The organism is Massilia sp. W12, from assembly GCF_037300705.1.
Taxonomy (GTDB): Bacteria; Pseudomonadota; Gammaproteobacteria; order Burkholderiales; family Burkholderiaceae_D; genus JACPVY01.
In genome coordinates, this window is sequence record NZ_CP147776.1 from 3144686 (window position 1) to 3169882 (window position 25197).

Sequence of the window (25197 nt, forward strand, 5' to 3'; positions counted from 1 at the left end):
CAGCTTCAGGATAGCAATAAAAAAGCGCGCCGCAGCGCGCTTTTCACATCGATCAACCCTTGTAATTCTTCAGGCCGGTTTCGATTTCGCCAATCGCTTCGGCCTTGCCGCCCCAGCCGTCCATCTTCACCCACTTGCCCGGTTCCAGGGCTTTGTAGTTTTCAAAGAAGAAGCGGATCTGGTTCAACAGCAGTTCCGGCGCATCGGTGTATTCCTGCCAGTTTTTGTACAGCGGGGTCAGCTTGTCAACCGGCACGGCCAGCACTTTGGCATCCTGACCGCCATCGTCGGTCATCTTCAGCAGGCCCAGCGGGCGGCAGCGCACCACCACGCCCGGCGGCAGCGGGAAAGGAGAAATCACCAGCACGTCCACCGGGTCGCCATCGCCGGCAATGGTGTCGGGGATGTAGCCATAGTTGACCGGATAACGCATGCCGGTGCCGACAAAGCGGTCCACAAACACCGCGCCGCTCTCTTTGTCGATCTCGTATTTGATCGGATCGGACTGGGCGGCGATTTCGATGATCACATTAAACACATTCGGGACATCTTTGCCCGGTTTGACATTGTTCAGACTCATGTTTGCTCTCAATTAAATGGGCCTGGCAGCCCGTTATATGGCAGGCCCCGGGCCTGCTCACAAAATGCCGTCCAGCGTGCTTGCCAGCGCACACTGACGGTAATGGTTGGCCGCTTCTTCGCTGTGTTGCAAGGCGTCATGCAATTGCGCCAGCTTTAAATGCGCTTCGCGCAGCATGGCCGCGTCCTGCGCATCGGATAAGGCTTGCTCCAGAAAACGATGCGCCTTGCCCCACAGCTTTTGTTTCAAACACAGGGCGCCCAGGGTGAGCGCCAATTCGGCGTCGGTCGGGCGCTTTTTCAGCCAGCCTTCGCAATTTTCAATCTGCTGCAATAAAGTCGCCGAACCTTCCGCCGCAGCGGCGGCGCGGTAGGCGCGCACCAGACGCTCATCCCACTCAGCCTCCAGGGCGGCTTCGACGATGGCGGCGGCTTTGTCGTGCAGGCCGCGCGCATTGAAAGCTTGCGCCGCCAGCGCGGCGACAAAGGGCTTTTTGCGGTCATCCGCCGCCACCTGGCTCCAGACCCGCTGCAAACCTTCGCCATCCAGGCTTTTATCGGCCAATAAATCTTCATACGCCATTTCGCGCAGGCGGGTTGACAAGGCGGGATGCAGGGCATGGCGCTTGTCCAAACTCTTCACCAGGCGCAGCACTTCCGGCCATTGGCGCGCCTGCTGGCTGGCTTTCAAGGCCAGTTGCTGCGCGTGAATATGGCGCATGCCGCTGGCGTTCAATTCGCGCACCGCCTCCAGCGCGGCCAGCGGTTTGCGCTCATCCACCAGCAATTCTGTCATCAGCATCAGGCGTGCGGTTTTGTGCGAAGCGTCGCTTTGCATGCGCGCAAACCAGGCGTCGCGACGCGCGCTTTGCTGCATATGGTGGGCTGCGCGTGCGCCGATCAGGGCCGCCAGACTGGCGTTTTCCGGTAATTCAGCGGCGCGCCAGGCGGCTTTTTCAGCATGGCCAAAGCGCCCTTCGAGCAGGCAGCGCAAGGCTTCACGCAAGGCTTTATTGGCTTCGCGCTCACGCCGTTTGTGCCGGTATTCCGCCACCAGCACCGGCATTTGCCGCGCCGCCGCCACCGCCCGCATCACGCCATACAGCAGCAGATACACCAGGGCTAACACAAACAAGGCCATGTTCAAAGACATGTCAATGCGGTATGGCGGATAAAACAGCACCACATTGCCGGGATTGAACTGGGCTAACAGCGCCAGCATAATCGCGACTGCAAACAGGGCAATCAACCAGAGAAAGGCACGCATATTTTAAGGTTTCTTATAATTACGCACCGCGCTCAAGCTTTCGCCCAGATGCGGCATTTCAATCGACAGATTGCTGCTTTGCACCTGACGCAACAAAGTTTGCACCGCCTGAGTCTGGCGCGCGCGGGTGTCGAAAAACTTGGCGATCGCGTCTTGCGCTGCGCTCAAATCGCTGCGGAATGCGTTTTCGTTGCGCGAGAGCAAACCTAAACGCGCATTCAAGAGGCGCAATTTCAGGTTTTCACGGGCAAAAAACGCCTGATTCGGCGACATCATCAAGGCCGGCGGATGCTCCACGCTGCGCACCCGCACCAATTGCTGTAAATCAAGCCAGACTTCGGCGGACAGGCTGTGCCATTTTTCCTGCACGCTGTTGGAAAAAGCAGCCCACATGCCCGGCTCTTCCGGCGGCGCAGCGGCTTTATCGGCTTTATCAGCTTTTTTAGCGTCTTTGGCGGCGGCTTTCGGCGGCGGCGCTGTGGTTTTTTTCGGCGCCAGCGCAACTTGCGCCGGTTTTTCATCCGACAGCAAAGGCATGCTGTCAATCTGCCCGATGGCGCTGTCGAGGCGCACGGCGATGCCTGGCAAATCCAGATTCGGCAAGGCTTTCAAGCGTTCCATATCCTTGGCCAGAGCGCGCCGGATGGCGACGAATTGCGGCTTGTCTGAGCGCGACAGGCTGCGATCCGCATTTTGCAGTGCGATCAGCGCGCCTTGCACATTGCCGGCCAGCTGCAATTGCTGATCTGCCGTCGATAAAACCTGCTCGACTTCGGCCAAAGCCCAGTCATCGCGGTTGCGCGACAATTCCTGATACAGCTGCTCCAACGCCAATTGCTGGTTTTGCGCTTCCGACTGGCGGTTTTCCAGCACCGAATATTTGCTCAGAATTTCTTTTGAGCCATCCTGCGCGCTCTTGGCCATGAGGCGGGCTTCAGCCACCGTCACATCATTGCTTTGCAAGCGCTTGGCCATTTCTTCGCGCAAAGCGCGGATTTCCTGATTCGATGACCACCATTGCAAGCCGAGCAAAATCGCCAGGCCGGCAATCGCCAGGGTGCGCGGTTTGAGCAGGGCTTCATGCAAATTGGTTTTGGATGGCGGCGCAGCGGCGACATACACAGGCACGGCCTGCGGCGCGGCGGCGGGCGCAGGAGCCGGTGCTGATGCAGGAGCCGGTGCGGGCGCAGGAGCGGGCGCGGGCGCAGAGGCCGGCGCGGGCGCAGAGGCCGGCGCGGGCGCAGGGGCCGGCGCGGACGCAGGGGCCGGCGCGGGCGCGGCGGGATCGGAATCCACCGGCGGCATGCCGGGCGGCTGGTCGGAGTGGGGAGGCTTATCAGTCATGGCAGAGATTGTAACGCGGCCAGCAAGTCAACGTCGCTGCCCGCATATGGCGTAATCGCGGCAAAACCCAGGGCCTGCGCATTTTGCACGATGCGCGGATGGGGAAGCAAGAGGGTTTGCTGTTTCATTTTTGCAACATAATCCGGCGCAGCGGGGCCTTCCATCTGACACAGGGCGGCGCATAAATCGAGCAGATGGCGCAGCGCCTGCGAGCTGCTGATCAGCCAGCAGCATTCCTGCGCAAGCCAGGCGCGCAAGGTCTGCAGGCGCGCAGGCTCTGGCGCCACGGGGTGGCGCAGATAGCAAGCCTGCTGACGCACCGTCACGCCTGCCGCCTGCAGCGCTTCGGCCAGCCACTCGCGCCCGTCCTGGCCGCGCAAAATCAGGGCGCTGCGCAAAGCTCCACCCTGCGCCGGCAAACAGGCTTGGCTGTGCAGGGTCTGCAGCAAACCTTGCGAATCCTGCTGTGCTGGCGGGGCAGCCAGCACGCGCAAGCCCTGCAAAGCGGGCGCGGCTTGCAGGGCGCGCGCACTGCCCTGCCCCATCACGCCCAGCAAAACCTGGCGCTCCAGGCGCAGATTGCCCTGCAGCAAGGCGGCATTCGCGGCGGCAATCGCATTCGGGCTGACAAAGGCCAGCAATTCGCCGCCGCGCACACTGGCCAAGGCTGCATGCAATTGCGCTTGCTGTGCGGGCGGCAAGGGGGCGATTTCAAGCAAGGGAAATAATTCAAATGGACGCGCCGCCGCCGGCAGTGCGGCTTGCAGGCTCTGCAATTGCTGGCGCCCCTGTTCGATGGGGCGCGTGATCAGCAACGGGCGGCGCGGCGGCATCATCTTAAGCTTGATTCTCAGCGGCGCTTGTCACGCCTCGTGCTGGCGGCAGGCTTGCAAAATCGCATGCGCGCCCTGCTGCTCCAGTACGGCGGCGACCGCGCGCCCGAGCGCTTCGGGCTGGAAATCCGGCCCCATGGCTTGCCGCAATTCGGCGCGCGCCACTTGTTTGCCGTCTGGGGTGGCGACCAGTGCGCGCAAAAACATCGCGCCGTCAGCGATTTGCGCATGCGCCGCCAGCGGAATCTGGCAAGAGCCGCCAAACACGCGCGACACCATGCGCTCAGCTTGCACGCACAGCGCGGTTTCCAGATGGTTCAGGGGGGCCAGCAATTGCGCCAGGCGGCTGTCATCGGCGCGAATCTCAATCGCCATCGCGCCCTGTCCGGCGGCGGGCAGGCTTTGCTCCACGCTTAAGGCGGATTTGATGCGCTGCGGCAATCCCAACCGTTTCAACCCCGCCACCGCCAGAATAATCGCGGCGTATTCATCACGGTCGAGCTTGCCTAAGCGGGTGTCGAGATTGCCGCGCAGGGGTTTGAATTGCAGATGCGGAAAAGCGGCGGCCAGCAGGGCCTGGCGGCGCAGACTGGAGGTGCCGACGATGCTGCCCTCTGGCAAGTCTTCCAGTCTGTCATAGTGATTCGAGACAAAGGCGTCGCGCGCATCTTCGCGCTGCAACACCACCGGCAAGGCAAAACCGGGCGGCAATTCCATCGGCACATCTTTTAATGAGTGCACCGCCAGATCGGCGCGCTTTTCTTCCAGCGCGACTTCCAATTCTTTGACAAATAAACCCTTGCCGCCTACCTTGGACAAGCTGCGGTCAAGGATTTGATCGCCGCGTGTGGTCATGCCCAGGATATTTATGCTGCACTGCGGATATAATAAACTGAGCTGCTGTTGCACGGTTTGCGCTTGCCACATGGCAAGCCGGCTTTCGCGGGAAGCAATCACGAGCGCGGGTGGCAATGCAGACAAAGACGCTGCGGAGGTGGAAGTCGTCAAAGCTTTACCTTTTTACAATAAATACTGTCGTCGTTGGCAAAACGCAGCTTGAACGCAGATCAGCGGCCAAGCGCGTGAAACATACCCTGGACCGATGCAATACCCTTGCATTGGCGTATCACAAGCAGTAAAGAGATGAAATGCCAGGCTCGTCGCAGGATGCGGCAAGGAGCTGTGCGGCAAAGCAGCGGCGTGCGTGACAAACCATGAATTTTATCACGCGCGCTCTGTATGTTTCGGTGGTCACAAACCACGCAACCTGAACCCAGGGTGGCGCGGCTGAAACGCAGGTGCGCAAGGCCGACTTGCACGCCGGATTTCGCCATGCGCCGCGAAGAGGATTGAATTATTGCCATGACCAACCAACAGACAACACAGACACAACAACACAGTGCGGAAGACGCCGCGCTGAAAGAAGATATCCGCCTGCTGGGGCGCTTGTTAGGCGATGTGCTGCGCGACCAGGAAGGGATTGATGTTTTCCAGGTGGTGGAAAACATCCGCCAGACTGCGGTGCGCTTTCGGCGCGAATCCGACCCGGCTTCCGAATCTGAATTAAATCAACTGCTGAATGCGCTCTCGCGCGATGAAACGATTTCCGTGGTGCGCGCATTTTCCTATTTTTCCCATCTCGCCAATATCGCCGAAGACCAGCACCACAACCGCTGCCGGCGCGCCTTGCAATTGGCCGATGCGCCGCCTGCCGAGGGCACGATTTTGCACGCGCTGGATAAACTCAAAAGCGCCGGCGTGGATTTGGCCAAGGTGGAAGAATTTTTCCAGCAAGCCTTGATTTCACCGGTCTTGACCGCGCACCCGACCGAGGTGCAGCGCAAGAGTATTTTGGATGCCGAGCGCGATATCGCACGCCTTTTGGCCGCGCGCGACACGCCGCAAACCCGGCGCGAATTGCAAGACAATACTGATGTGATCCACGCCCGCATTGCCGCGCTGTGGCAAACCCGGATGCTGCGGTTTAACAAACTGAGCGTGGGCGATGAAATTGAAAACGCGCTGTCTTACTACCGCATCACCTTTTTGCGCGAAATTCCGCGCCTGTATGCGCGCACCGAACAGGATATCGCGCAATTCTGGCCGGAAGCGGCGGAACACGATCCGAGTCTGGATTATTTGCAAATGGGTTCCTGGATCGGCGGCGACCGTGACGGCAATCCGAATGTGAATGCGCAAACCATGCGCCGCGCCCTCTTGCGCCAATCGGAAACGGTGTTTGAACACTATCTGGAAGAGGTGCATGCGCTGGGCGCGGAATTATCGATTTCCACACGCATGATGCCGGCCTCAAACGAATTGCTGGCCTTGGCCGAGCGCTCGCCTGACCAGTCCAGCCACCGCGCCGACGAACCCTACCGGCGCGCCCTGATCGGCATCTATGCGCGCTTAGCCGCCACCGCGCGCGAACTGGGCACGCGCACTATTTTGCGGCAGGAAGTCGGCGCCGCTGAGCCGTATGCCAGGGCGGAAGAGTTTTGCGCCGATTTGCAAATCCTGGCCGAATCGCTCAAACAAAACCATGGCCGGATTTTGATCAAGCCGCGCCTGGGCAATTTGAAACGCGCCGCGAATATCTTCGGCTTCCATCTGGCGTCGCTGGATATGCGGCAAAGCTCGGATATGCATGAGGCGGTGTTATCTGAACTGTTTGCGCGCGCCAAGGTGTGCGCCGATTACAGCGCCCTGTCTGAAGCGGAAAAAGTGGCGCTGATTTTGTCCGAGCTGGCGCAACCGCGCATGCTGGTTTCGCCGTATCTGCAATACAGCGCGCAAACCACATCCGAACTTGACATTCTGCGCGCCGCGCGCGAAATCCGCTGCCGCTATGGCAAACGGGCGATCCGCAATTACATCATTTCCCACACCGAAACCGTGTCGGATTTGCTGGAAGTGATGCTGCTGCAAAAAGAAACCGGCTTGCTGCGCACCGATTGCAATCCGGCGGACGAGGCCGGCAGCGTGTGCCAGCAATGTGAGCTGGATCTGATGGTGATTCCGCTGTTTGAAACGATTCCCGATTTGCGCCAGGCGGCGCAGATCATGCGCGACTGGCTGGCGATTCCGCTGGTGCGGCAAATGGTGGCGGCGCAAGGCGATTTGCAAGAAGTGATGCTGGGCTATTCCGATTCCAATAAGGATGGCGGCTTCCTCACCTCCAACTGGGAATTGTATAAAGCGGAAAACTCGCTGGTGCAGGTGTTCAACCATGCCGGCGTGAAATTGCGCTTATTCCATGGCCGTGGCGGCACGGTGGGACGTGGCGGCGGCCCCAGCTATCAAGCGATTCTGGCGCAACCGGCCGGCACGGTGAACGGGCAAATCCGTTTGACCGAACAGGGTGAAATCATTTCCTCCAAGTTTTCAGACGCCAAGATCGGCCGGCGCAATCTGGAATTGCTGGTGGCGGCGACGCTGGAAGCGAGCTTGATGCCGGCCCCGGCGGATGCTTCGCACCGCCGCCATTTGAAGGAATATGAAGAGGTGATGGCGCAATTATCGGAACGCGCCTACCGCGCGTACCGCAATCTGGTGTACGAAACCCCGGGCTTCACAGAATATTTCTTCGCCGCCACGCCGATCGCCGAAATCGCCACCTTGAACATCGGCTCGCGCCCGGCGTCGCGCAAGGCGAATCAGCGGATTGAAGATTTGCGCGCGATTCCCTGGGGCTTTTCCTGGGGCCAATGCCGTCTGCTGTTGCCGGGCTGGTATGGTTTTGGCAGCGCGGTGGCGGGCTGGATCAAGGAAGGCGCCGGCAATGGCCAGGGCAGCGAAGAGCAGCGCTTATTGTTGCTGGCCGAAATGGCGCGCGAATGGCCGCTGTTCTCGACCCTGATTTCAAATATGGAAATGGTGTTGGCGAAAACCGATTTGGGGGTGGCCTCGCGCTATGCCGAATTGGTGGCCGATGGCGAATTGCGCCAGCGCATTTTTGGCCGCATTTGCGATGAACACCAATTGACCAATCAAATCTTGAGCAAGATTTTAGGCACGCATGAACGCCTGGCCGGCAATCCGGCGCTTGCGCGTTCAATCGCCAACCGCATCGCCTATCTCGACCCCTTGAATCACTTGCAAGTCGAATTGATCAAACGCCACCGCGCCGTGGCGCACGACCCGGACAAGATGGACGCCCGGGTGCCGCTGGGGATTCATTTGTCGATTAACGGTGTGGCGGCGGGCTTGCGCAATACCGGCTGAGGCGAACACCGGGGGGGGCGCCGGCGTCGTGCGTATTCGCGGCGATAACCGCGCTCCACTATATGAATTTGGAGCACATTTGCACAAGCTGGTGGCGTTGCTGAGAAATTGGCGCCTGCCGCCAGCTTTCGCTTGATTTGTGGAAGGGATTCAAGTTCCTAACCCCGGATCAGCGTTTGCCTGTGCCCCGCTCTTGTTCGCGACTGAAGCTGCAGCCACAAGCAATGCCCTGCGCAAGGCGCATCAATCAAGCGCCCCCCCCAAAGCAATGCCGCGCGCCGCACACCGAAACGGCAGACTGCCCCGCGCCCCCGCCAAAACCACACAGCTTTACGCACAAAATCCATGCAAGCCGGCCAGATACACTACAATAGCCCATCAGAAAACCCGAAATGAAAATTTAAACAATCATGCGTCGTCCCAATAAAGATTCTCAAGCCCGCCTCTCTGCTGAGAGCCTGCGTTTAGTCGGCAGCGCGCAAGCGGTGGTGCAGGCGGCCAGCCGCTATGAAGAGCGCTATCTCGAACGCAGCCTGGATGGCTTGCTGCAAAAAGTGCTCAAGGGCAATCATCAGGAACAGATTGACGCCGCACTCAACCACTTGTTTTCCAATGATCTGGCGGCCTATGACGCGCTGATGGAAGCGGTGGAAGCGAATAGCGAATCGATGCAGCTGGAGCTGGAAGAAAACGGCGTGGCTGTGAAATACGACTGCATTCTGGTGGTGGCGCCGATTTTGGCCTGGACCCGCTTTTCTATCGCCTCCGGCGCGATTCCCGCCGATCTGCTGGCTACCCTGTCCATGCATTTGCAAGCGCATATGCTGGCGGACGGGGCCAAACTGGCCCTGTCGCCGAATCTGTATTCAATCGATCAGATGCCGCGCAGCCATGGCGAAGCCTATACCCTGACCCAGCGTTTAGCGCAAGCCGCGCTCAAGTCCAGCACGCTAAGCCCGAGCAAAAAACTGCCGGAAGCCGCGCCCTTTTTGGCCGATACGCGCTATTTGATCGCCGCCGTGGCTGTGCCGCATGGCCAGCCTTTCTTCCGCTGGCAAATGGCGCAGCATCAGGCGAATTTCGCTGAAGTCAAAAAAATCGCGCTGGAGGCCTGGCGCGAACAGGCGCTGCCGAATCTGGGCCGGATGTTGCCCGGCTGCGGTCTGGAATTGCTGTTGCCGGAAGCGTATTACATCGCCTGCCGCGAAGCTGACAAGGCGATCCGCCCGGTCTCGGTGCGCGCGGCGGTGCACTTCATCACCCACACCCTGGGCCGCCCGCCGGAAGATTTCTGCGCGGCGATTGCCGGCTTTGGCGAAGAAATGAGCGAAGGCCAGGTGGATGAGTACCGCATCAGCTTCCTCATCAAAGACGAGCCGCAAGTGGTGTATGGCGTGGTGTGGCCGATTTACGGCATGGATGAGGAAGACGCCGCGAATCAGGGCCTCTCGCCCTCCGGCGCGCGGCGCGCCACGGTGGATGTGATTTGCAATTTGCTGCAGGAAGCCGGAGTGACTGACATCAAACGTTACAGCGAACGTTTTGCGCCGGAATACTGCGATGATTGCGGCACGCCTTTGTTTGTCGATCTGGACGCCGATCTGGCGCACCCGGAAATGCCGGACGACACCCCGGCGGGCGGCGCGCATTTACATTAAGCCAGTTCAAGCGGTTTGCCGATTTGCCCGGCAAACCGCGAAAATCCGCGAATTTCCACACACAAGCAGCATTTTTTGTATAATCCCGGTTCTGCGCTTGCCGCGCAGCACAATAATGTTCCAAGGAAGCGTGGCCGAGCGGTTTAAGGCACTGGTCTTGAAAACCAGCGAAGGGGGAACCCTTCCGTGAGTTCGAATCTCACCGCTTCCGCCAAATCCCCTCCTCCCTCTGTTTCAATTTCAAATTTGCTGCGCTCAGCGCTGTGCGCACAATTCCGCCTGCCGCCTGCCGCCGGGCCAGGCGCGCCTGACCCGGTTTGCGCCATCGGCGCTTACTGCCAGCAAACCTCGATCACGCCGGTAAGAGCGATTTTGACATCATAGGGCATGCGCGCCATGCCAAGCGGTGCGGTTTCGACATCCCACATCATATTCGCCAGCGGCCCCTGACCGACTTGCGCCATGGCATTCACCAAGGCATCGACATTCGCCGCGTCCAGCTTTTTGCCATCGTTTAACAAAATGCGGCTGATCTGATGCTCCGCGCCCAGATACCAGTTGCTGATGGTCACGCTTTCACCGCTTTCCAGCAGGGAAATCTGCAAATCGTTGCCGGCTTTTTTCAGCCACAGCTGATATTGATCGACGCAATTAATCTGCAGCAAATTGAGGTCTGCGCCAAATTTATTGCTTTCGCTGATCACATCATGGCCAAAGCCGGGGGCAAACAGATACCAGTCATTGCCGGCGCCGCCGCTCATGCTGTCATTCCCGGCCCCGCCGATCAGGCGATCATTGCCAGCCTCGCCATTGAGCTGGTCGGCGCCATTGCCGCCGAATAATTCATCATCGCCATTACCGCCCATCAGCAAATCGGCTTGATTGCCGCCATCCAACACATCTTTGCCCTCATCACCCCATAAGCTGTCGGCGCCATCGCCGCCGTTCAGGGTGTCGTCCGCGCCGCCGCCGCGCAAACTGTCGGCGCCCAGGCCGCCTTGCATCAGATCGGGATTGGCCGTACCGGGCAAATCGTCATCCGCATTGCTGCTGACAGCCGCCAAGGCATAGATTTGCGCACTGCTCATGCTGCTGCCATCGGCAAATTGCACTTGTTCAATGCTGCGCACGGCAGGGTTAAAGGCTTGCTTGAGCAAAATCTGATCATTGCCGCCGGCCAGCTTGATGAGCAAATCTTCGCCCTGCGCCTGCCAGCGCAGATCGGCTGCGCTGATGCCGGCGCCCATTTGCAGGGTAATGTTTTCGGCCAGGCCGGCGGCTTGCCCGCCGATCACATCCTGTCCCCAGCCTTGGGAGAATTGATAGCGGTTGTGGCCGGCGCCGCCCTCCAGCAGATCATTGCCACTGCCGCCATTGAGTAAGTCATTGTCGTCGCCGCCGCGCAGGATGTCGTTGCCGCTGTCGCCATTGAGCAGATCTGCGCCGGCTCCGCCTTCCAGCGTGTCGTGCATGGCCCCGCCTTGCAAGCTGTCGTCGCCTTGCGCTGCGCTGATGAGATCATTGCCGTCGCCGCCATCCAATGTATCGGCAGCCGCACTGCCGTTTAAGCGATCATCGCCGGCGTGGCCAAATAATTGCGTTTGCTGCAGGCTGCCGCGCAGCACATCGTCGCCGGCGCTGCCTTGCCCAAGTCTGGCGGCAATTTGCGCTGCCTGCCATTGCACGCCGTTCTCGAATTCAATCCCGCTCAGCGCTGGCGCGCCGCCTTGCCCGCTGATGAAGTAATTTTTCACCAGCACGCTGCCGCCACTGTTTTGCAGGGTGACAGTCAAATCCAGTGCGTCGCGTGTGAGTGTGACTTCGTGCTCCGTAATGGCGGCGCCAAAACGCAGGATATCGTTTTCTGCGGGGCCGCTTTGGGCCTCAATCACGTCTGCGCCGTCGCCTGCGCGGTAGAGGTAAACATCATTGCCCAGGCCGCCGTTGAGGCTGTCATTGCCGGCCCCGCCTTGCAGCGTGTCATTGCCGGCATTGCCGCTGATGCTGTCTGCGCCCAGCTGGCCTTGCAGGGTTTCAGCGGCGCTGCCGCCTTGCAGGTTTTGCGCCTGCGGCAGATTTTTCAGCTTGCTCAGAATTGTGCTGGCGTTCCAGATGCTGCCATCAGCAAATTGAATCACGCTGCCCTGCCCGCTGCCGCTGCTTGCGGGGCTGAAATAGTTTTTGATGTTGACCTGATCCTGGCCGTCGCCCAGGACGAGCAATAAATCCTGTGCGCTTTGATATAAATGCACCTGGCTGCTGTTGACGCTGTGGTCGAGCAGCAATGTGTTATTGACGCCAAAACTGTTGCTGGCGCAGATGATTTCATCCTGCCCGCCGCCAAAGCCGAACAGAAACTTGTCAAAACCGTAGTAGCCATTCATGGTGTCATTCCCGGCGCCGCCGGCGAAGGTGTCGCTGCCCAGCGCGCCGTCCATCACATCATTGCCAGCGCCGCCTTGCATGATGTCGTCGCCATCGCCTGCATGCAAGAGGTCATTGCCGGCGCCGCCTTGCAAGCTGTCGTGGCCCTGCCCTGCGCTTAAGAAATCATCGCCATTGCCGCCGGCCAGGGTATCGTTTTTAAAACTGCTGATGATGCTGTCATTGCCGGCCCCGCCTTCGATCAAGCGCGGCTGATTGTCGCCCAACAACATGTCGGACTGCTCGCTGGCTTGCAATGTGCGGGCATGAATTTCTTGCAGATTCCAGACCACGCCATTGGCGAATTGGAATGCTTCCACTTGCGAGAAAGCTTGGTTGCTGTCTTGCGCCTGGCCTTGATATTGTTGCGGCAGGACAGCTTTGCGCGCGCCATTGAGCAAGACCACCAGCGCATCGCCCTCGCGTATGACTTGCACGTCGTCTGGCAAAATGTCGCTGGCAAAACGCAGCGCGTCGCCCAAGTCCGTCGCGCCCGATGCGGCATACTGTTCTGTAATGGTCTGCACCCCGGCTGCGCGGCTGATCAGATACACATCATTGCCATAGCCGCCTTGCAAAACATCGTTGCCGGCGCCGCCGTCCAGGGTGTCGGCGCCGGCGCCGCCAAATAATTGGTCACGGCCCTCGCCACCCTCCAAGACATCGTTGCCTTGCCCGCCCTGCAAACTATCTTCCGCCGCGCCGCCTTGCAGCACATCATTGCCTTCATCTCCTTGCAAGAAATCGCTGTCTGCGCCGCCTTGCAAGGTGTCGTCGCCGCCGCCACCGGCCAGGCTGTCATCGCCAGCGCCGCCATTGATCAGTTCAGCCACATTTAAGCCGTTGATCGCATCGTCTCTTGCGCTGCCGGCGCCAAGCATGCTTTTCACTGTCGCAAAGTTCCAGCTGACCTGGCTGTTGGTGAATTCAATCCGTCCCAGCCGGCTGCTGATTTCCATATCCGTCAGAAAATAGTCACGCACAATGATTTTGTTAGCGCTGTCGCCCAGCTGCAATTGCAAGTCGTAGCCAACATGCGCGATGCGCACATAAGCGGGGTCATAAGCCAGCAGCAGGCGGTCAGGATTCGGGCCGCCCGTCATCGCGCCATTGTAAATCGTGTCCTGACCATCGCCGACGCCAAAATAATAGGTGTCGGCGCCATCGCCGCCGACCAGATAGTCGCTGCCGCGCCCGCCATGCAGGAAATCGTCGCCGCTCAAGCCGTCCAGGCGGTCATTATTGTTGCCGCCATACAGGCTGTCATTGCCTTCATTGCCGCTTAATTGGTCGTTGCCATTGTCGCCCAACACAATATCCGGCCCTGCGCCGCCCTGAATCGTGTCGTGGCCGGCAGTCGCGCCAAGTTGCAATATCGCTTGCAGCTGGGCCTTGTTCCATCGCGTCCCATCGACAAAACCCGCCCATTCAATGGCATGCGGCGTGCTGGCGCCGTTGACAAAATGATCCATCACCTTGATTTGGCCGCCGTCATCATTGCTGCGCAAGATCAAATGGTTGCCTTCTTTGCGTGCGACAACTTCCCAGGGTCTGAATTCGGCCACAATGCTATCCGGCAACAGGTCGGAAGGATCATTATCATCGTTATGCACCTCGTCGCTGCCGCCCAAGGGGGTGAAATAATAGCGGTCGGCGCCACCGCCGCCGCTTAACACATCGTCGCCTGCGCCGCCATATAGATAATCACTGCCGCCATTACCCAGCAGATAGTCGTTGCCCCCCATGCCATAGATGGCGTCGTTTTGCTCGCTGCCGATAATCAGATCTGCTTCCTCGCTGCCAATGTACGTGTTGGTGATGGTGTTATTCGCTTTCATATTTTCCCTTGAGGATGATTTGCATATTCAGGTAATGTGTTTGCTGTGGGCAAAGCGTCGCCCTGCCACTGGAGTGGCTTGTTATGATGGCAATCAGGCTTGATTGTGATCCGGCTGGCGTATTCTCATCAGCTTGCAGCCAGAAGACTGCATCTATGTTTCAGTAATAATCCAAAAACAACTTTCAAGTTGAATCAGATTTTTCAAAATTCTAAATTAACCAATTCAGATTGGCAAGAAAATTGTCTTCAGGCAAGTTTTGAAGGCAAAAAAGTATTGCGATCCAGCACTTTTGACACAAAGCACTGTGTTTCGCTTCTTTTTTCGGATAAGCAGGCGGGAAAAACAGAGGGGGGACAGCATCAGATTCAGCGCATACCGGGTGGCCGCCTGGCATGCGCAGCAAACATTCAGGAGAATTCGTAGGTGCTGACGCGGGAGGAGGTTTCACCGAAGCCGCGCTCGGCCACAATCGCTTTCCAGCCGGACTTGGTGCGCACCAGCACGCCATTGCCGCTGACCCCGCCGCTCTTGCTGTAATCCGGGCCGCAGCGCAGCACTTCTTCACCGGGATAGACACAGCCGCCGCTGTCTTCGGTCGGTTCATGATAGACGCGCAAACCACCGTCTTCCAGTCGTATCACCACGAAACAGCAGCCGGTAAACGGGGCGGTCAAGACAATGTCGGCGCGGCAGGCGGACAGGTTCAGGCTGCCAAAGCTGGCGCTGCCGCTGTCATAGGTCTGCCCGTTCCAGTGCACAAAATGCGCGGTCACCGGCTGTCCCCGGCGTGAGGTTTTGGCATACGAGCCGGCGGGGCCCAAGACCATCACATCCACCATATGCGAACAACCTTTAATCGGCACGAGATCAAATTCAACGATGGCTTCGCCTTTGATGCCGGCAAACGCGCCAACCTTCGAGTTACGCACCATTTCTTTGAAATTCAAGCCTTTACGGCGCAAAAAACTTTCTGGATCATTGATGAAACTGGTGTTGTTACCGTCCATGACCGTCCTTTCTCATATGCCTGATGATGGGGGATGCGCAGATGCGCATGAGCGCCTGATTGTGCGCCAAATCACGACATTGAGCAAACCGCATTGCATCACGCCGGCTGCCACGGCTGGCCCGCCCGATCCGCTGTGCGTGGCGTGATGCGCGGCACGCCTGCGCGGCCAAACTTGTTTATACTGAATCGGCCAAGCCTCAAACCAGCTTGCGCGCTTGATTGTGCTTTATTCATGAAGGGAGAAGGCCTATGCATGCTTTCAGCAAGGGCTGCCGCACTTTCTGTGTATTTCTGTTTTGCCTTTTATCCTTCTGGTCTGAAAGCGTGGCCCAAAGCCGCGCCATCATTTTGAATTACACCGAATACGCACCTTACAGCATGGAAGTAAATGGCCAGGCGCAGGGCTTGGAAATTGAGGTGTTGCAAGAAGCGCTGGGGCGGCGCATGGGTTTGCAGCTGACGCATAAAATTCTGCCCTGGGAGCGTGCGCAGCAATTGGTGCGCGCCGGACTGGCGGATGGTTTTGTGGCGGTGCCGACCGCTGAGCGCGCCAGCTACAGCATTGCCGCCAGTGAACCGGTGGCCTGGTGGGATATCCTGCTGTATGTGCGCAAGCAGGATGCGCGCTTTGACACAGTGCGCGACATCAGCGCCTTACGTCCCTACAAAATCGGTGCGGTGACCGGCAACAGCTGGGTGAAAAGCAATCTGGGCGGCATGGATGTACTGTATCTGAAACATCAGGATTTATTGCTCAATCTCTTGCATAAGCAGCGTATCGATGTGATTCCGGAAAACCCCGGCGTGATGCAGCAGGTGATTGAGCGTTTGGGCCTGAGCGGGCATATCACCACGGTGGCGCTGCCGGGCATGCGGCAGCCGATGTTATTGCACATCCATCCCGATTCGCCTTTGCGCGCCCGGCTGGCTGAGTTTGAAGAAACCTTGCGCGCCATGCGCAAAGATGGCGCGATGAAAAAAATTCTGGCGCGTTATCCCGGCATGCCGCTATAGCCCCCTTTGCCTCAACAATCCAGCACCAATTGGGCGGAATGCGCGCGTGAAACGCAGGGACAGAATAATTTTTCCTGCTCGCGCTGGCTTGTGCTCAAGGCTTGATCGCGGTGGTCAGCTGCGCCGGCCAGCACTTTCACCGCGCATGTGCCGCAGGCCCCGGCCCCACAGCCGTATGTCAGCTGCACGCCAGCCGCTTGCAAGGCTTGCGGCAAACTTTGCTGCGCCGTGACTTGCACGGTTTTTTGTGAGCGCTGCAGCAAAACGCTGAAGCTGCGCTCCTCGACCATCTGCAGCGCGGAAAAATGCTCAACATGCAGCTGCGCGGAGATACCCAATTCCTGCGCCGCTGCCTGCGCGGCGGCAATCATGCGCGCCGGGCCGCACACATACACTTGCGTATCCGGCGCTTGCCGCGCCAGCAGCCGGCGCATGTCGATGCGCTGCTGCTGCGCGGAGCTGCGCAGGTGCAGCCGTTCCCCATAGCGGCGCTGCAAACTGTCGCGATACGCCATCGCGGCTTGCGATGCGGCGGCGTAATGCAGCGAGAAAGGACGGCCCTGCGCCTGCAATTCTGCCGCCATCGCCTTGAGCGGAGTGATGCCGATGCCGCCGGCCAGCAAGAGCACGGGGGCCTCGCTGTCATCGAGCGCAAAATGATTGCGCGGCATGGCGCAGCGCAGTTGCAAGCCCAGTTGGTAATGTTGATGAATGAAGGCGGAGCCGCCCTGCCCCTGTTCCTGCAGCAAGACGGCGACTTCATACACGTCGCGGCGCGCAGGATCGGAACTGATGGAGTAGCAGCGCACTGCCGGCGCGCCGTCTTTGTCCCGCACCGGCAGCATGAGATGGGCGCCGGCGCGGATGGGCGGCAAGTCTGCGCCATCCGGCGCACGTAATTCAATTGCGCGGATCTTGGGCGTCAATTGACGCATGGCGCTGAGCGTCAATTGCAACGGCCCTTCGCCCAACTCAGTGAAAACGGGCCGGACTTGCGCCCGCAAGGCGGCCATTTCGGTCTGCACCGGGGCCATTAAAGCGCTCAACTCTGCGCTGGCGTAGCGCGGCGTGATGTGTTGCGGGCAATTCCAATCCCAGGCCGCAAGTTCAATCACAAAAGCGCGTTCAATCCGCGCCCGGTAGTGCGGGTCTTCCAGACGCGCAATCAGTTCCGGTTCTTCACTCTCATGTACGATGCGCACCCGTCCCCACAGCTTGAGGCGGCGGCGTGCGCTGTAATCCATCAAAATCAGAGCGATTTTGTCATTGTGGCGCAAGTTGCCGACGCTTAAATATTGGCGATTGCCGGAAAAATCGGCAAAACCGATGGTGCGCGCGCCGATCACTTTCAAAAATCCGGCCGGCCCGCCCCGGTGTTGCACATAGGGCCAGCCGTCCTGGTTGACGGTGGCTTGATAAAAGCTGTCGCGCGCTTGAATGAATTCGATCTCGCGCGCGCTCAGTTCCAGGCTGGCGTCTTCGCCCACTTCAAAACGCTGATTGGCTTCGCGGCTGCCGTATTGGCTTTGGGCCGCTTTCACGCTATCGGTGAAATTAATGGTGGCGAAGGCGCGTGGCATGGTGTGCTCCTGGTGTTGCGGATGCCGTCCAAACAGGCCGCCGCATTGGCTTCAATTAGGCGCAAATGCGCAAACAGTCGCGCCTGCCAGGGAAATGATGCGACATACCGCCCCTCTGGCGCTTGATTTTCTGAGCCGGGCGATCAATCGGCGCGCTCAGTGGATGCAGAGATTATGATTCACATCATTATAATGAAGAATACCGTTTCTCAGGAATTTATTATTTCTTTAATTGAAATAATTGCTTTGCCTAAACTGCTGTTATTTACCTCTTCTGTCTGGCTATCTCAAGGAGCAATAAGAAAAGGCTGCGGGGGAGCATGGGGTGATGCCGATTAACGGCCTGCATTTTTTCTCAAGAAGGCAAATACTTATTACCAAATAATAGTTATATTTAACTTCATATCAATAATGGGATTTTATGTTAGATCATGTTGCTCAGACAAGTCTTGCTTCATGCACCGGGTAAGGTTTCCCATTGCAGCTTGTCGCAACAGTGATTGATCAGATTCAGATTGCCATTCCAGCTTGTTTCTTTCTTCAGCTAAATCGAGGGTGAAAAATGAGAACATCTTTGCTCAGCATGATTCTACTTGCGCTCAGCACGCATGCGCATTCTGTAGTTGTATTTCATGATTCCAAAGCAGCGCTGGACGCAGTACGGCCAACGCAAGTGATTGATAATTTTGAACAAGAGCTGAATCAGGCTTTTCCCAGGCAATTTCAGCGCGGCTCGCTCCACTTCACCAGCCATGCAGGGGTGCCGGTCATCATTGGCAGCAGATCAACTTATTATAATTTCGGCTCCAATCTGAATCCTTTCCGGGGCACTGTGCTGACCGCCAGCGGGGATGAAGATTACACCATCAAATTCTTGGACAGCCCGAAGTATGCTGCCGGCTTTGACTTGATTTTAAATGGGCTTGGCCCGGCCCGGGTCGATGTCCTGAATCAAGGCCAAGTGGTGGGCAGCTTAAATATTGCCAATATTCCCGGCGGCGGCTACCGCTATGTCGGCTTCAGCAGTAACACTGCATTTGACAGCTTCCGCTGGGTTACTACGGCCGGCGGCTCGCTTAATACAGCGATTGACAATATCGCCGTGCACTCCATTCCTGAAGCGCAAACCTGGGGCATGTTAGTCGCCGGTTTGGCAGGGTTGGCATTCATGCGGCGGCGCCAGCACAACAAGCTCGAACCGTAAGCAGAATCGGTGCGATTTTGTGGGAGGGGCTTTGCCCCCGAATCTCGCCGGCCAGGCGCCAAGACCTGATTCGCGACTGAAGTTGCTCCCACAAGCTTGTGCATTCTGTGGTTTTGCAATTCTGTTTCATGTCCTGGCGCGCGGTCGCCAGCCTTGAAGCAAATCCCTTCTATGATTGCCTGTTGGCAAGCGCCGTGCGCTTTTTTTACAGCACGCCGCGTGCCATATGCAGCGGCTTGGCGCAGCCGGGCCGGACGGCTTGTATATATTCAAAAATGTCATAAAAAATCCTGCTGCAGCAAACCGGCACGGGCCTGCTTTTCAGGTATGCTGTGCGCGGTTTTACCTATTCAGGCTGCATGGAAAGGACGCTTATGGCTATCCGGGTCGCACTGCATCACAAAACCTGTTACCACTATGACAGATCGGTGACACTCTCGCCGCATGAGATCAAGCTGCGCCCCGCCGCGCATGCGCGCACGCCGATTTTGTCGTATTCGCTCAAGGTCAAGCCGCAGGATCACTTTATTAACTGGCAGCAAGATCCTTACGGCAATTACATCGCGCGGATTGTGTTTCCTCAGCCCAGTGACAAGCTGGAAATCGAGGTCGATCTGGTGGCCGATATGACGGTGATCAATCCCTTTGACTTTTTCCTGCAGGCCGGCTACGAAACTTTTCCCTTTCCCTACAATGCGCAAATGCGCTTTGAACTCGGCTCCTATCTGCAGCGCGAGGCTTGCGGCCCGCTGCTTGCGCAGTGGCTGGCGCAGGCGCGCGCCGAATTGCTGCCGGGCGATGCGCCGCGCCCCACTCTGGATTTCATTGTCGATCTGAACCGCCTCCTGCGTGAAGAAATTGATTACCAATTGCGCTTTGAGCCGGGAGTGCAGAGTTCAGAAGAAACGCTGCAAAAACGCAGCGGTTCCTGCCGCGATTCGGCGGCTTTATTGATGCATATTTTGCGCGAACTGGGATTGGCGGCGCGCTTTGTGTCGGGCTATTTGATTCAACTCAAGGCCGATCAGGCTGCGCTCGACGGCCCCAGCGGCCCGGGCCAGGATTTCACCGATTTGCATGCATGGACTGAGGTCTATCTGCCCGGCGCCGGCTGGGTCGGGCTGGACCCGACGTCCGGTTTACTTGCCGGTGAGGGACATATTCCACTCGCCTGCAGCGCCACGCCCTCATCAGCCGCGCCGGTGTTGGGCTTCACTGATAAGGCCGAGGTGAGCTTTTCGCACCATATGCAAGTCAGCCGGGTGCTGGAAGATCCGCGCGTCACCCTGCCCTACAGCGATGAAGAATGGGCGCGTATTTGCGCGCTGGGGCATCAGGTTGACGCCCGATTGGCGCAGGATGATGTGCGCTTGACGCAAGGCGGCGAGCCGACCTTTGTCTCGATTGACGATATGGACGGGGCGGAATGGAATACGGCGGCGGACGGCGCGCACAAGCGTGAACGCGCGCTTGATCTGGCGCAGCGCCTGCGCGCCGCCTTCACCCATGGGGCCTTGCTGCACCATGGCCAGGGCAAGTGGTATCCGGGCGAAAGTCTGCCGCGCTGGGCCTTGAATTTATATTGGCGCACCGATGGCGAAGCGATCTGGCAAAACCCGGATCTGCTGGCCGGCAATCAAAACGGCGATGCGGATCTGCGCCATGCGGTGCGCTTTGCGCAGGCTTTATGCGCACAGCTGGCAATCGATCCTGTGCATTTGCTGCCGGCGTATGAAGATGTGGTCAAGCAAGCGCATTTTGAACAATCGCTGCCGCTGGGTGCAGACCCACTCAAGTTCAATCTTGACAGCAGCGAGGAACGGCGCCGCCTGGCCCGTTTGCTGGGACAGGGCTTGGGCCATGCGGTGGGTTATGTGCTGCCGCTGCGCGCGCGTGACGATCACAGCGGTTTTGACAGTTGCCGCTGGCAATTCCGGCGCGGCCATCTGTTTTTATTGGAGGGCGAATCGCCGCTGGGCTATCGCCTGCCGCTGAGTTCGCTGGGTGAGCCGGCGCTGCTGCCGCCTTCTGAGCACGATCCGCTGGAGCAACGCCAATTGCCGCCGCTGCCTTTGCGCACCCATCACGCGGGACAGGGCGCGCCAGCCCAGAGCACGCAGCAACAAAGCACGCTGCCGCAGGCGCACGGTTTGTTTCACACCGCGCTGTGTGTGGAAGTGCGGCAAGGCGTGTTGTATGTGTTTTTGCCGCCCTTTGCTTTTATCGAAGACTGGCTCTTGCTGTTGCAGGAGATTGAAACAGTGGCGGCGCGCCTGGATCTGCGCTTGCGCATCGAAGGCTATACGCCGCCGCGCGATCCGCGCATCCGCCATTTGTCTGTCACGCCCGATCCGGGGGTGATTGAGGTGAATGTGCAGCCGGCCTCGAATTGGGAAGAATTGCGGCACATCACAGAAACGCTGTACGAAGAAGCGCGCCAGGCCCGTTTGTGTGCGGAAAAATTCATGCTCGATGGCCGCCACACCGGCTCCGGCGGCGGCAACCATATCACGCTGGGCGCGCTGTATGCGGCTGACAGCCCCTGGTTGCGGCGGCCTGATGTGCTGCAAAGTCTGATCCGTTTTTGGCAAAACCATCCCAGTTTGTCGTATCTGTTTTCCGGCGCCTTCATCGGCCCCACGTCACAGGCGCCGCGCATTGATGAGGGACGCGATGAGCGCTTGTATGAGCTGGAAATCGCCTTCCAGCAGATGGATGCGACTTGCACGCCGGGACAGGAAAGCAGCCAAGCCTGGCTGACTGACCGCCTGTTGCGGCATTTGCTGACCGATTTGAACGGCAACACCCACCGCAGCGAATTTTGCATCGATAAGCTGTATTCGCCCGACAGTGCGAGCGGACGCTTAGGGTTGCTGGAGCTGCGCGCATTTGAAATGCCGCCGCATGCGCGCATGAGTTTGCTGCAAATGCTGCTCTTGCGCGCGCTGGTGGCGCAATTCTGGCGCGAACCGTATAAACAGCCGCTGGCGCATTGGGGTCTGGCCTTGCATGACCGCTGGCTGTTGCCCTGGTTTTTGCAGCAGGATTTGTACGATGTGCTGGACAGTTTGCGCACAGCGGGGTTTGATTTTGATCAACGCTGGTTTGATCCCTTTATCGAATTCCGTTTCCCCCGCTATGGCAGTGTGGCGTATCAAGGGATTGAGATTGAATTGCGGCAGGCGCTTGAGCCTTGGCATGTGCTGGGTGAGGAAATGAACAGCCAGGGGGTGGCGCGCTATGTCGATTCGTCGGTTGAGCGTTTGCAAGTGCTGGTGCGCAATCTGCATGACAGCCGGCATCAAATTGTCTGCAATGGGCGCGCCCTGCCCTTGCAGCCGACCGGCACGCCGGGCGAATATGTGGCCGGGGTGCGTTTTCGCGCCTGGAGTCCGCATTCGGCCCTGCATCCGACGATTGCTGTGCATCATCCGCTGGTATTCGATGTGTATGACAGCTGGAGCAAACGCGCGATCGGCGCTTGCACGTATCATGTATGCCATCCGGGCGGGCGCAATTACGCCACCTTCCCGGTGAATGCAAATGAGGCGCAAGCGCGCCGCTTTGGCCGGTTCTGGCCGCACGGGCATACGCCGGGGCCGGGTGCGGCGCCGGCGCCGGAGCGCAATCCGCTCTTGCCGTGCACGCTGGATCTGCGGCGCGCGCCGGCGAAATAAGCGCCCGGCGACAGCCGGCTTGAGCACAGGGGGATGAGGGCATGCAAAGCGAGATCCTGAAGCATTATCAGCCGCTGCACACGCATTTTGATGAAATGCTGGAACAGGGTGCGCCGCGCGCACACTGGCGCAAGATGCTGGAAGTGTTGGCGCATGAAACGCCGCAGGCCATGCAAAGACGGCTGGCGGCGGTGCAACGCCAGGTGCGCGAAAACGGCGTCACGTATAACGTGTATGCCGATCCGCAAGGTTCGCACCGGCCCTGGCAATTGGATGCCCTGCCCTTTATTTTGCCGCAGGCCGAATGGCAGCAGATTGAGGCGGCGGTGATTCAGCGCGCCAATCTGCTCAATCATGTGCTGCAGGATTTGTATGGGCCGCAGCATTTATTGAGCGAAGGCGTGCTGCCGGCGCGTCTGGTGTTTGACAACCCGGCCTATCTGCGCCCCTGTCACGGTTTATTGCAAGGTCAGCAAGTGGCTTTGCATACCTATGCGGTGGATCTGGCGCGCAATGCGCAGGGCGAATGGCTGGTCACAGCCGACCGCGCGCAAGCCCCGTCCGGCGCAGCGTATGCGCTGGAAAACCGCAACATCATTGCGCGCGCCTATCCCGATTTGTATCGCGAATTGAAAGTGCGCGACCTGGCGCGTTTTTTCAGCACCCAGCGCGACAGTCTGGAACATTGGGGACGCATGGCCGCCGCCTATGGCCAGGGCAGCCGCCCTTTGCGCGATTCTGAACAGCCGTTGATGGCCTTGCTGACGCCGGGGCCGTATAACGAAACCTATTCCGAACAATCGTATCTGGCGCGCCATCTCGGTTTTGTGCTGGTCGAGGGCAGCGACCTCACCGTGCGCAATGGCATGGTGTATATGAAAACCCTGTCCGGCCTGCAGCGCGTGCATGTGATTTTGCGCCGGCTGGATGATGATTATTGCGATCCGCTCGAATTGCGCGCCGATTCCACCATCGGCGTGGCCGGTTTGACTGAGGCGGCGCGGCGCGGCAATGTGGTGCTGGCCAATGGCCTGGGCGCAAATCTGCTTGAGTCCGGTGTCTTGAAATGCTTTTTGCCGCAGCTGTGCGAGCGCGTGCTGGGCGAGCCGCTCAAGCTGCGCTCTGTCACCAGTTGGTGGTGCGGCGAGGAGGCCGGCTTAGCCCATGCGCTGGCGCATATACGCGAGCTGGTGTGGAAGCCGGCTTTTATCAACCGCCGCCAGGCCCCGCAATTCGGCGATTTGCTGGACCAGGCCGGCCTGGACGATCTGCGCGCGCGGATTGCCGCCCGCCCCGGTCTGTTTGTGGCGCAGGAACAAGCGCCCTTGAGCCAGGCCCCGGTGTGGCAGGATGGTTTGCAGGCCGGCGCAGTCGGCTTGCGCGTGTTCGCCTGCGCCACCCCGAATGGCTATCTGGTGATGCCGGGCGGTTTGACGCGCGCGGCGGCGGATGAGCATGGGCGCGTCATCAATATGCAGCAAGGCGGGGCCTCGAAAGATACCTGGGTGATCGGCGGCAGCCGGCCCGGCCCCTTGCATTTATTGCACCACGCCACCTCGGCGGCGGATTTGAACCGTGGCGATGCGCATTTATCCAGCCGCATTGTGGACAATTTCTTTTGGTTTGGCCGCTATGCCGAGCGGGCCGAACATATGGTGCGCTTGAGCCGTTGCGCGCTGGATACGCGCTTGCAGCTGGCGCCGGGCGAGCGCAGCGGCGAGTGGTCGGCCTTGCTGCAGCTGTGCGAGCATTTCGGTTTGCTGCCGGCGCATCTGGTGCAGCAGGAATATCCGGAATCGACCGATGTGATTGAAGAATGGTTGATCCAAAGCGTGACCAATCCGCGCACCACCGGACTGGCCTCAAATTTGCAAACCCTGTTCAATGTCGCCTTCCATTTGCGCGAGCGCTTGTCGCTGGATAACTGGCGCATGCTGAATCAAATGGTGCAGCAGTTTGAGGCGGTCGGCAACGCGCCCACCCTGCTGGATGCGCAGGCGGTGTTAGAGCACAGCGCAACCGCCCTGTTCACCTTGTCCGGTTTTGCGCTCGATGGTATGACGCGCGATCAGGGCTGGCGCTTTTTATCGCTGGGGCGCTGGATTGAGCGGGTGCAGTTTTTGTGCAACAACCTGCTGCAAGCTTTGCGCATGCCGCCCGGCGCGCGGCTCGATTGGCTGTTGGAATTGGCTGACAGTATTGTGACCTACCGCGCCCGTTATATGGCGGCCCCGGAATGGCTGCCGACGCTGGATTTATTGTTGCTTGACGACACCAATCCGCGCGCAATTGTGTTTCAATTAAACGGCTTGGCCAAATATTTGCGCAAACTTGAGGCAATGCACGGGCCGTGCGGGGTGGATGCGGTGCAGGCTTTGCACCATCGTCTGGCAAGCCTGCATGTGGATAGCGATTTGCACCAGCACTCCAGCGCCCTGGAACAGGTTTTGCTTGCAATTACCCAGGGCAGCGAACAGTTGGCGCATAAAATCGAAGTCCGCTTCTTCAGCAATACCGAGCAGCATGCCGCCGCCAGTCAGTGA

At 58.9% G+C, this 25197-nt stretch carries 15 protein-coding genes and 1 tRNA gene; 8 read left to right on the plus strand and 8 right to left on the minus strand.

Annotation, left to right across the window (positions count from 1 at the left end; all coding sequences use genetic code 11):
* Positions 1-52: 52 nt before the first annotated feature.
* The 5 genes from ppa to hemC are packed head-to-tail and all read right to left on the minus strand — an operon-like array spanning position 53 to position 5004.
* Positions 53-580 carry an inorganic diphosphatase gene (gene ppa, locus V8J88_RS12485; RefSeq protein ID WP_338844459.1) on the minus strand — a complete coding sequence of 176 codons (528 nt, stop codon included), beginning with the start codon at positions 578-580 and terminating at the stop codon, positions 53-55.
* 57 nt (positions 581-637) lie between these two features.
* The gene (locus V8J88_RS12490; protein WP_338844460.1) at positions 638-1846 is read right to left on the minus strand and encodes a heme biosynthesis HemY N-terminal domain-containing protein; all 1209 of its coding nucleotides are present in this window, start codon (positions 1844-1846) and stop codon (positions 638-640) included.
* Positions 1847-1849: 3 nt separating this feature from the next.
* Entirely contained in the window at positions 1850-3190 is a 1341-nt protein-coding gene (locus V8J88_RS12495; protein WP_338844461.1) for a uroporphyrinogen-III C-methyltransferase, read from the minus strand.
* Entirely contained in the window at positions 3187-4026 is an 840-nt protein-coding gene (locus tag V8J88_RS12500) for a uroporphyrinogen-III synthase (RefSeq protein ID WP_338844462.1), read from the minus strand. Before V8J88_RS12500 ends, V8J88_RS12495 begins: the two co-directional genes overlap by 4 nt.
* 27 nt (positions 4027-4053) lie before the next feature.
* Positions 4054-5004: a hydroxymethylbilane synthase gene (gene hemC / locus V8J88_RS12505; protein WP_338844463.1), complete on the minus strand. Its 951-nt coding sequence runs from the start codon at positions 5002-5004 to the stop codon at positions 4054-4056.
* Positions 5005-5385: 381 nt separating this feature from the next.
* Here hemC and ppc point away from each other — a divergent pair, with 381 nt between their 5' ends.
* From ppc to V8J88_RS12520, 3 genes are all read left to right on the plus strand, one after another.
* Positions 5386-8247, plus strand: a complete 2862-nt coding sequence (gene ppc, locus V8J88_RS12510) for a phosphoenolpyruvate carboxylase (protein WP_338844464.1) — start codon at positions 5386-5388, stop codon at positions 8245-8247.
* Between the two features lie 410 nt (positions 8248-8657).
* Positions 8658-9905: a DUF2863 family protein gene (locus tag V8J88_RS12515; RefSeq protein WP_338844465.1), complete on the plus strand. Its 1248-nt coding sequence runs from the start codon at positions 8658-8660 to the stop codon at positions 9903-9905.
* A 124-nt stretch (positions 9906-10029) separates the two neighbouring features.
* A tRNA-Ser gene (locus V8J88_RS12520) sits at positions 10030-10119 on the plus strand.
* A gap of 118 nt (positions 10120-10237) precedes the next feature.
* Here the strand turns inward: V8J88_RS12520 and V8J88_RS12525 are convergent.
* Both V8J88_RS12525 and V8J88_RS12530 read right to left on the minus strand, forming a co-directional pair.
* A complete protein-coding gene (locus V8J88_RS12525; protein WP_338844466.1) occupies positions 10238-14167 on the minus strand; it encodes a calcium-binding protein in 3930 nt (1309 codons plus the stop codon).
* A 410-nt stretch (positions 14168-14577) separates the two neighbouring features.
* Positions 14578-15177: a hypothetical protein gene (locus tag V8J88_RS12530; protein WP_338844467.1), complete on the minus strand. Its 600-nt coding sequence runs from the start codon at positions 15175-15177 to the stop codon at positions 14578-14580.
* 326 nt (positions 15178-15503) lie between these two features.
* Between V8J88_RS12530 and V8J88_RS12535 the strand changes: the two genes are divergently transcribed.
* The gene (locus tag V8J88_RS12535) at positions 15504-16193 is read left to right on the plus strand and encodes a transporter substrate-binding domain-containing protein (RefSeq protein WP_338844468.1); all 690 of its coding nucleotides are present in this window, start codon (positions 15504-15506) and stop codon (positions 16191-16193) included.
* 11 nt (positions 16194-16204) lie between these two features.
* Here the strand turns inward: V8J88_RS12535 and V8J88_RS12540 are convergent, their stop codons facing one another.
* Positions 16205-17773, minus strand: coding sequence for a pyridoxamine 5'-phosphate oxidase family protein (locus V8J88_RS12540; protein ID WP_338844469.1), 1569 nt, complete (start codon positions 17771-17773; stop codon positions 16205-16207).
* A 174-nt stretch (positions 17774-17947) separates the two neighbouring features.
* On the opposite strand from V8J88_RS12540, the gene V8J88_RS12545 reads away from it, so the two are divergent.
* The 4 genes from V8J88_RS12545 to V8J88_RS12560 all read left to right on the plus strand — a co-directional run bounded on the left by V8J88_RS12545 (position 17948) and on the right by V8J88_RS12560 (position 25197).
* Positions 17948-18112 carry a hypothetical protein gene (locus tag V8J88_RS12545; protein ID WP_338844470.1) on the plus strand — a complete coding sequence of 55 codons (165 nt, stop codon included), beginning with the start codon at positions 17948-17950 and terminating at the stop codon, positions 18110-18112.
* A 244-nt stretch (positions 18113-18356) separates the two neighbouring features.
* A complete protein-coding gene (locus V8J88_RS12550) occupies positions 18357-18977 on the plus strand; it encodes a hypothetical protein (protein ID WP_338849881.1) in 621 nt (206 codons plus the stop codon).
* A gap of 374 nt (positions 18978-19351) precedes the next feature.
* Complete coding sequence (locus V8J88_RS12555) at positions 19352-22654, plus strand: transglutaminase family protein (protein ID WP_338844471.1); 3303 nt, start codon at positions 19352-19354, stop codon at positions 22652-22654.
* A gap of 41 nt (positions 22655-22695) precedes the next feature.
* Positions 22696-25197 carry a circularly permuted type 2 ATP-grasp protein gene (locus tag V8J88_RS12560; protein ID WP_338844472.1) on the plus strand — a complete coding sequence of 834 codons (2502 nt, stop codon included), beginning with the start codon at positions 22696-22698 and terminating at the stop codon, positions 25195-25197.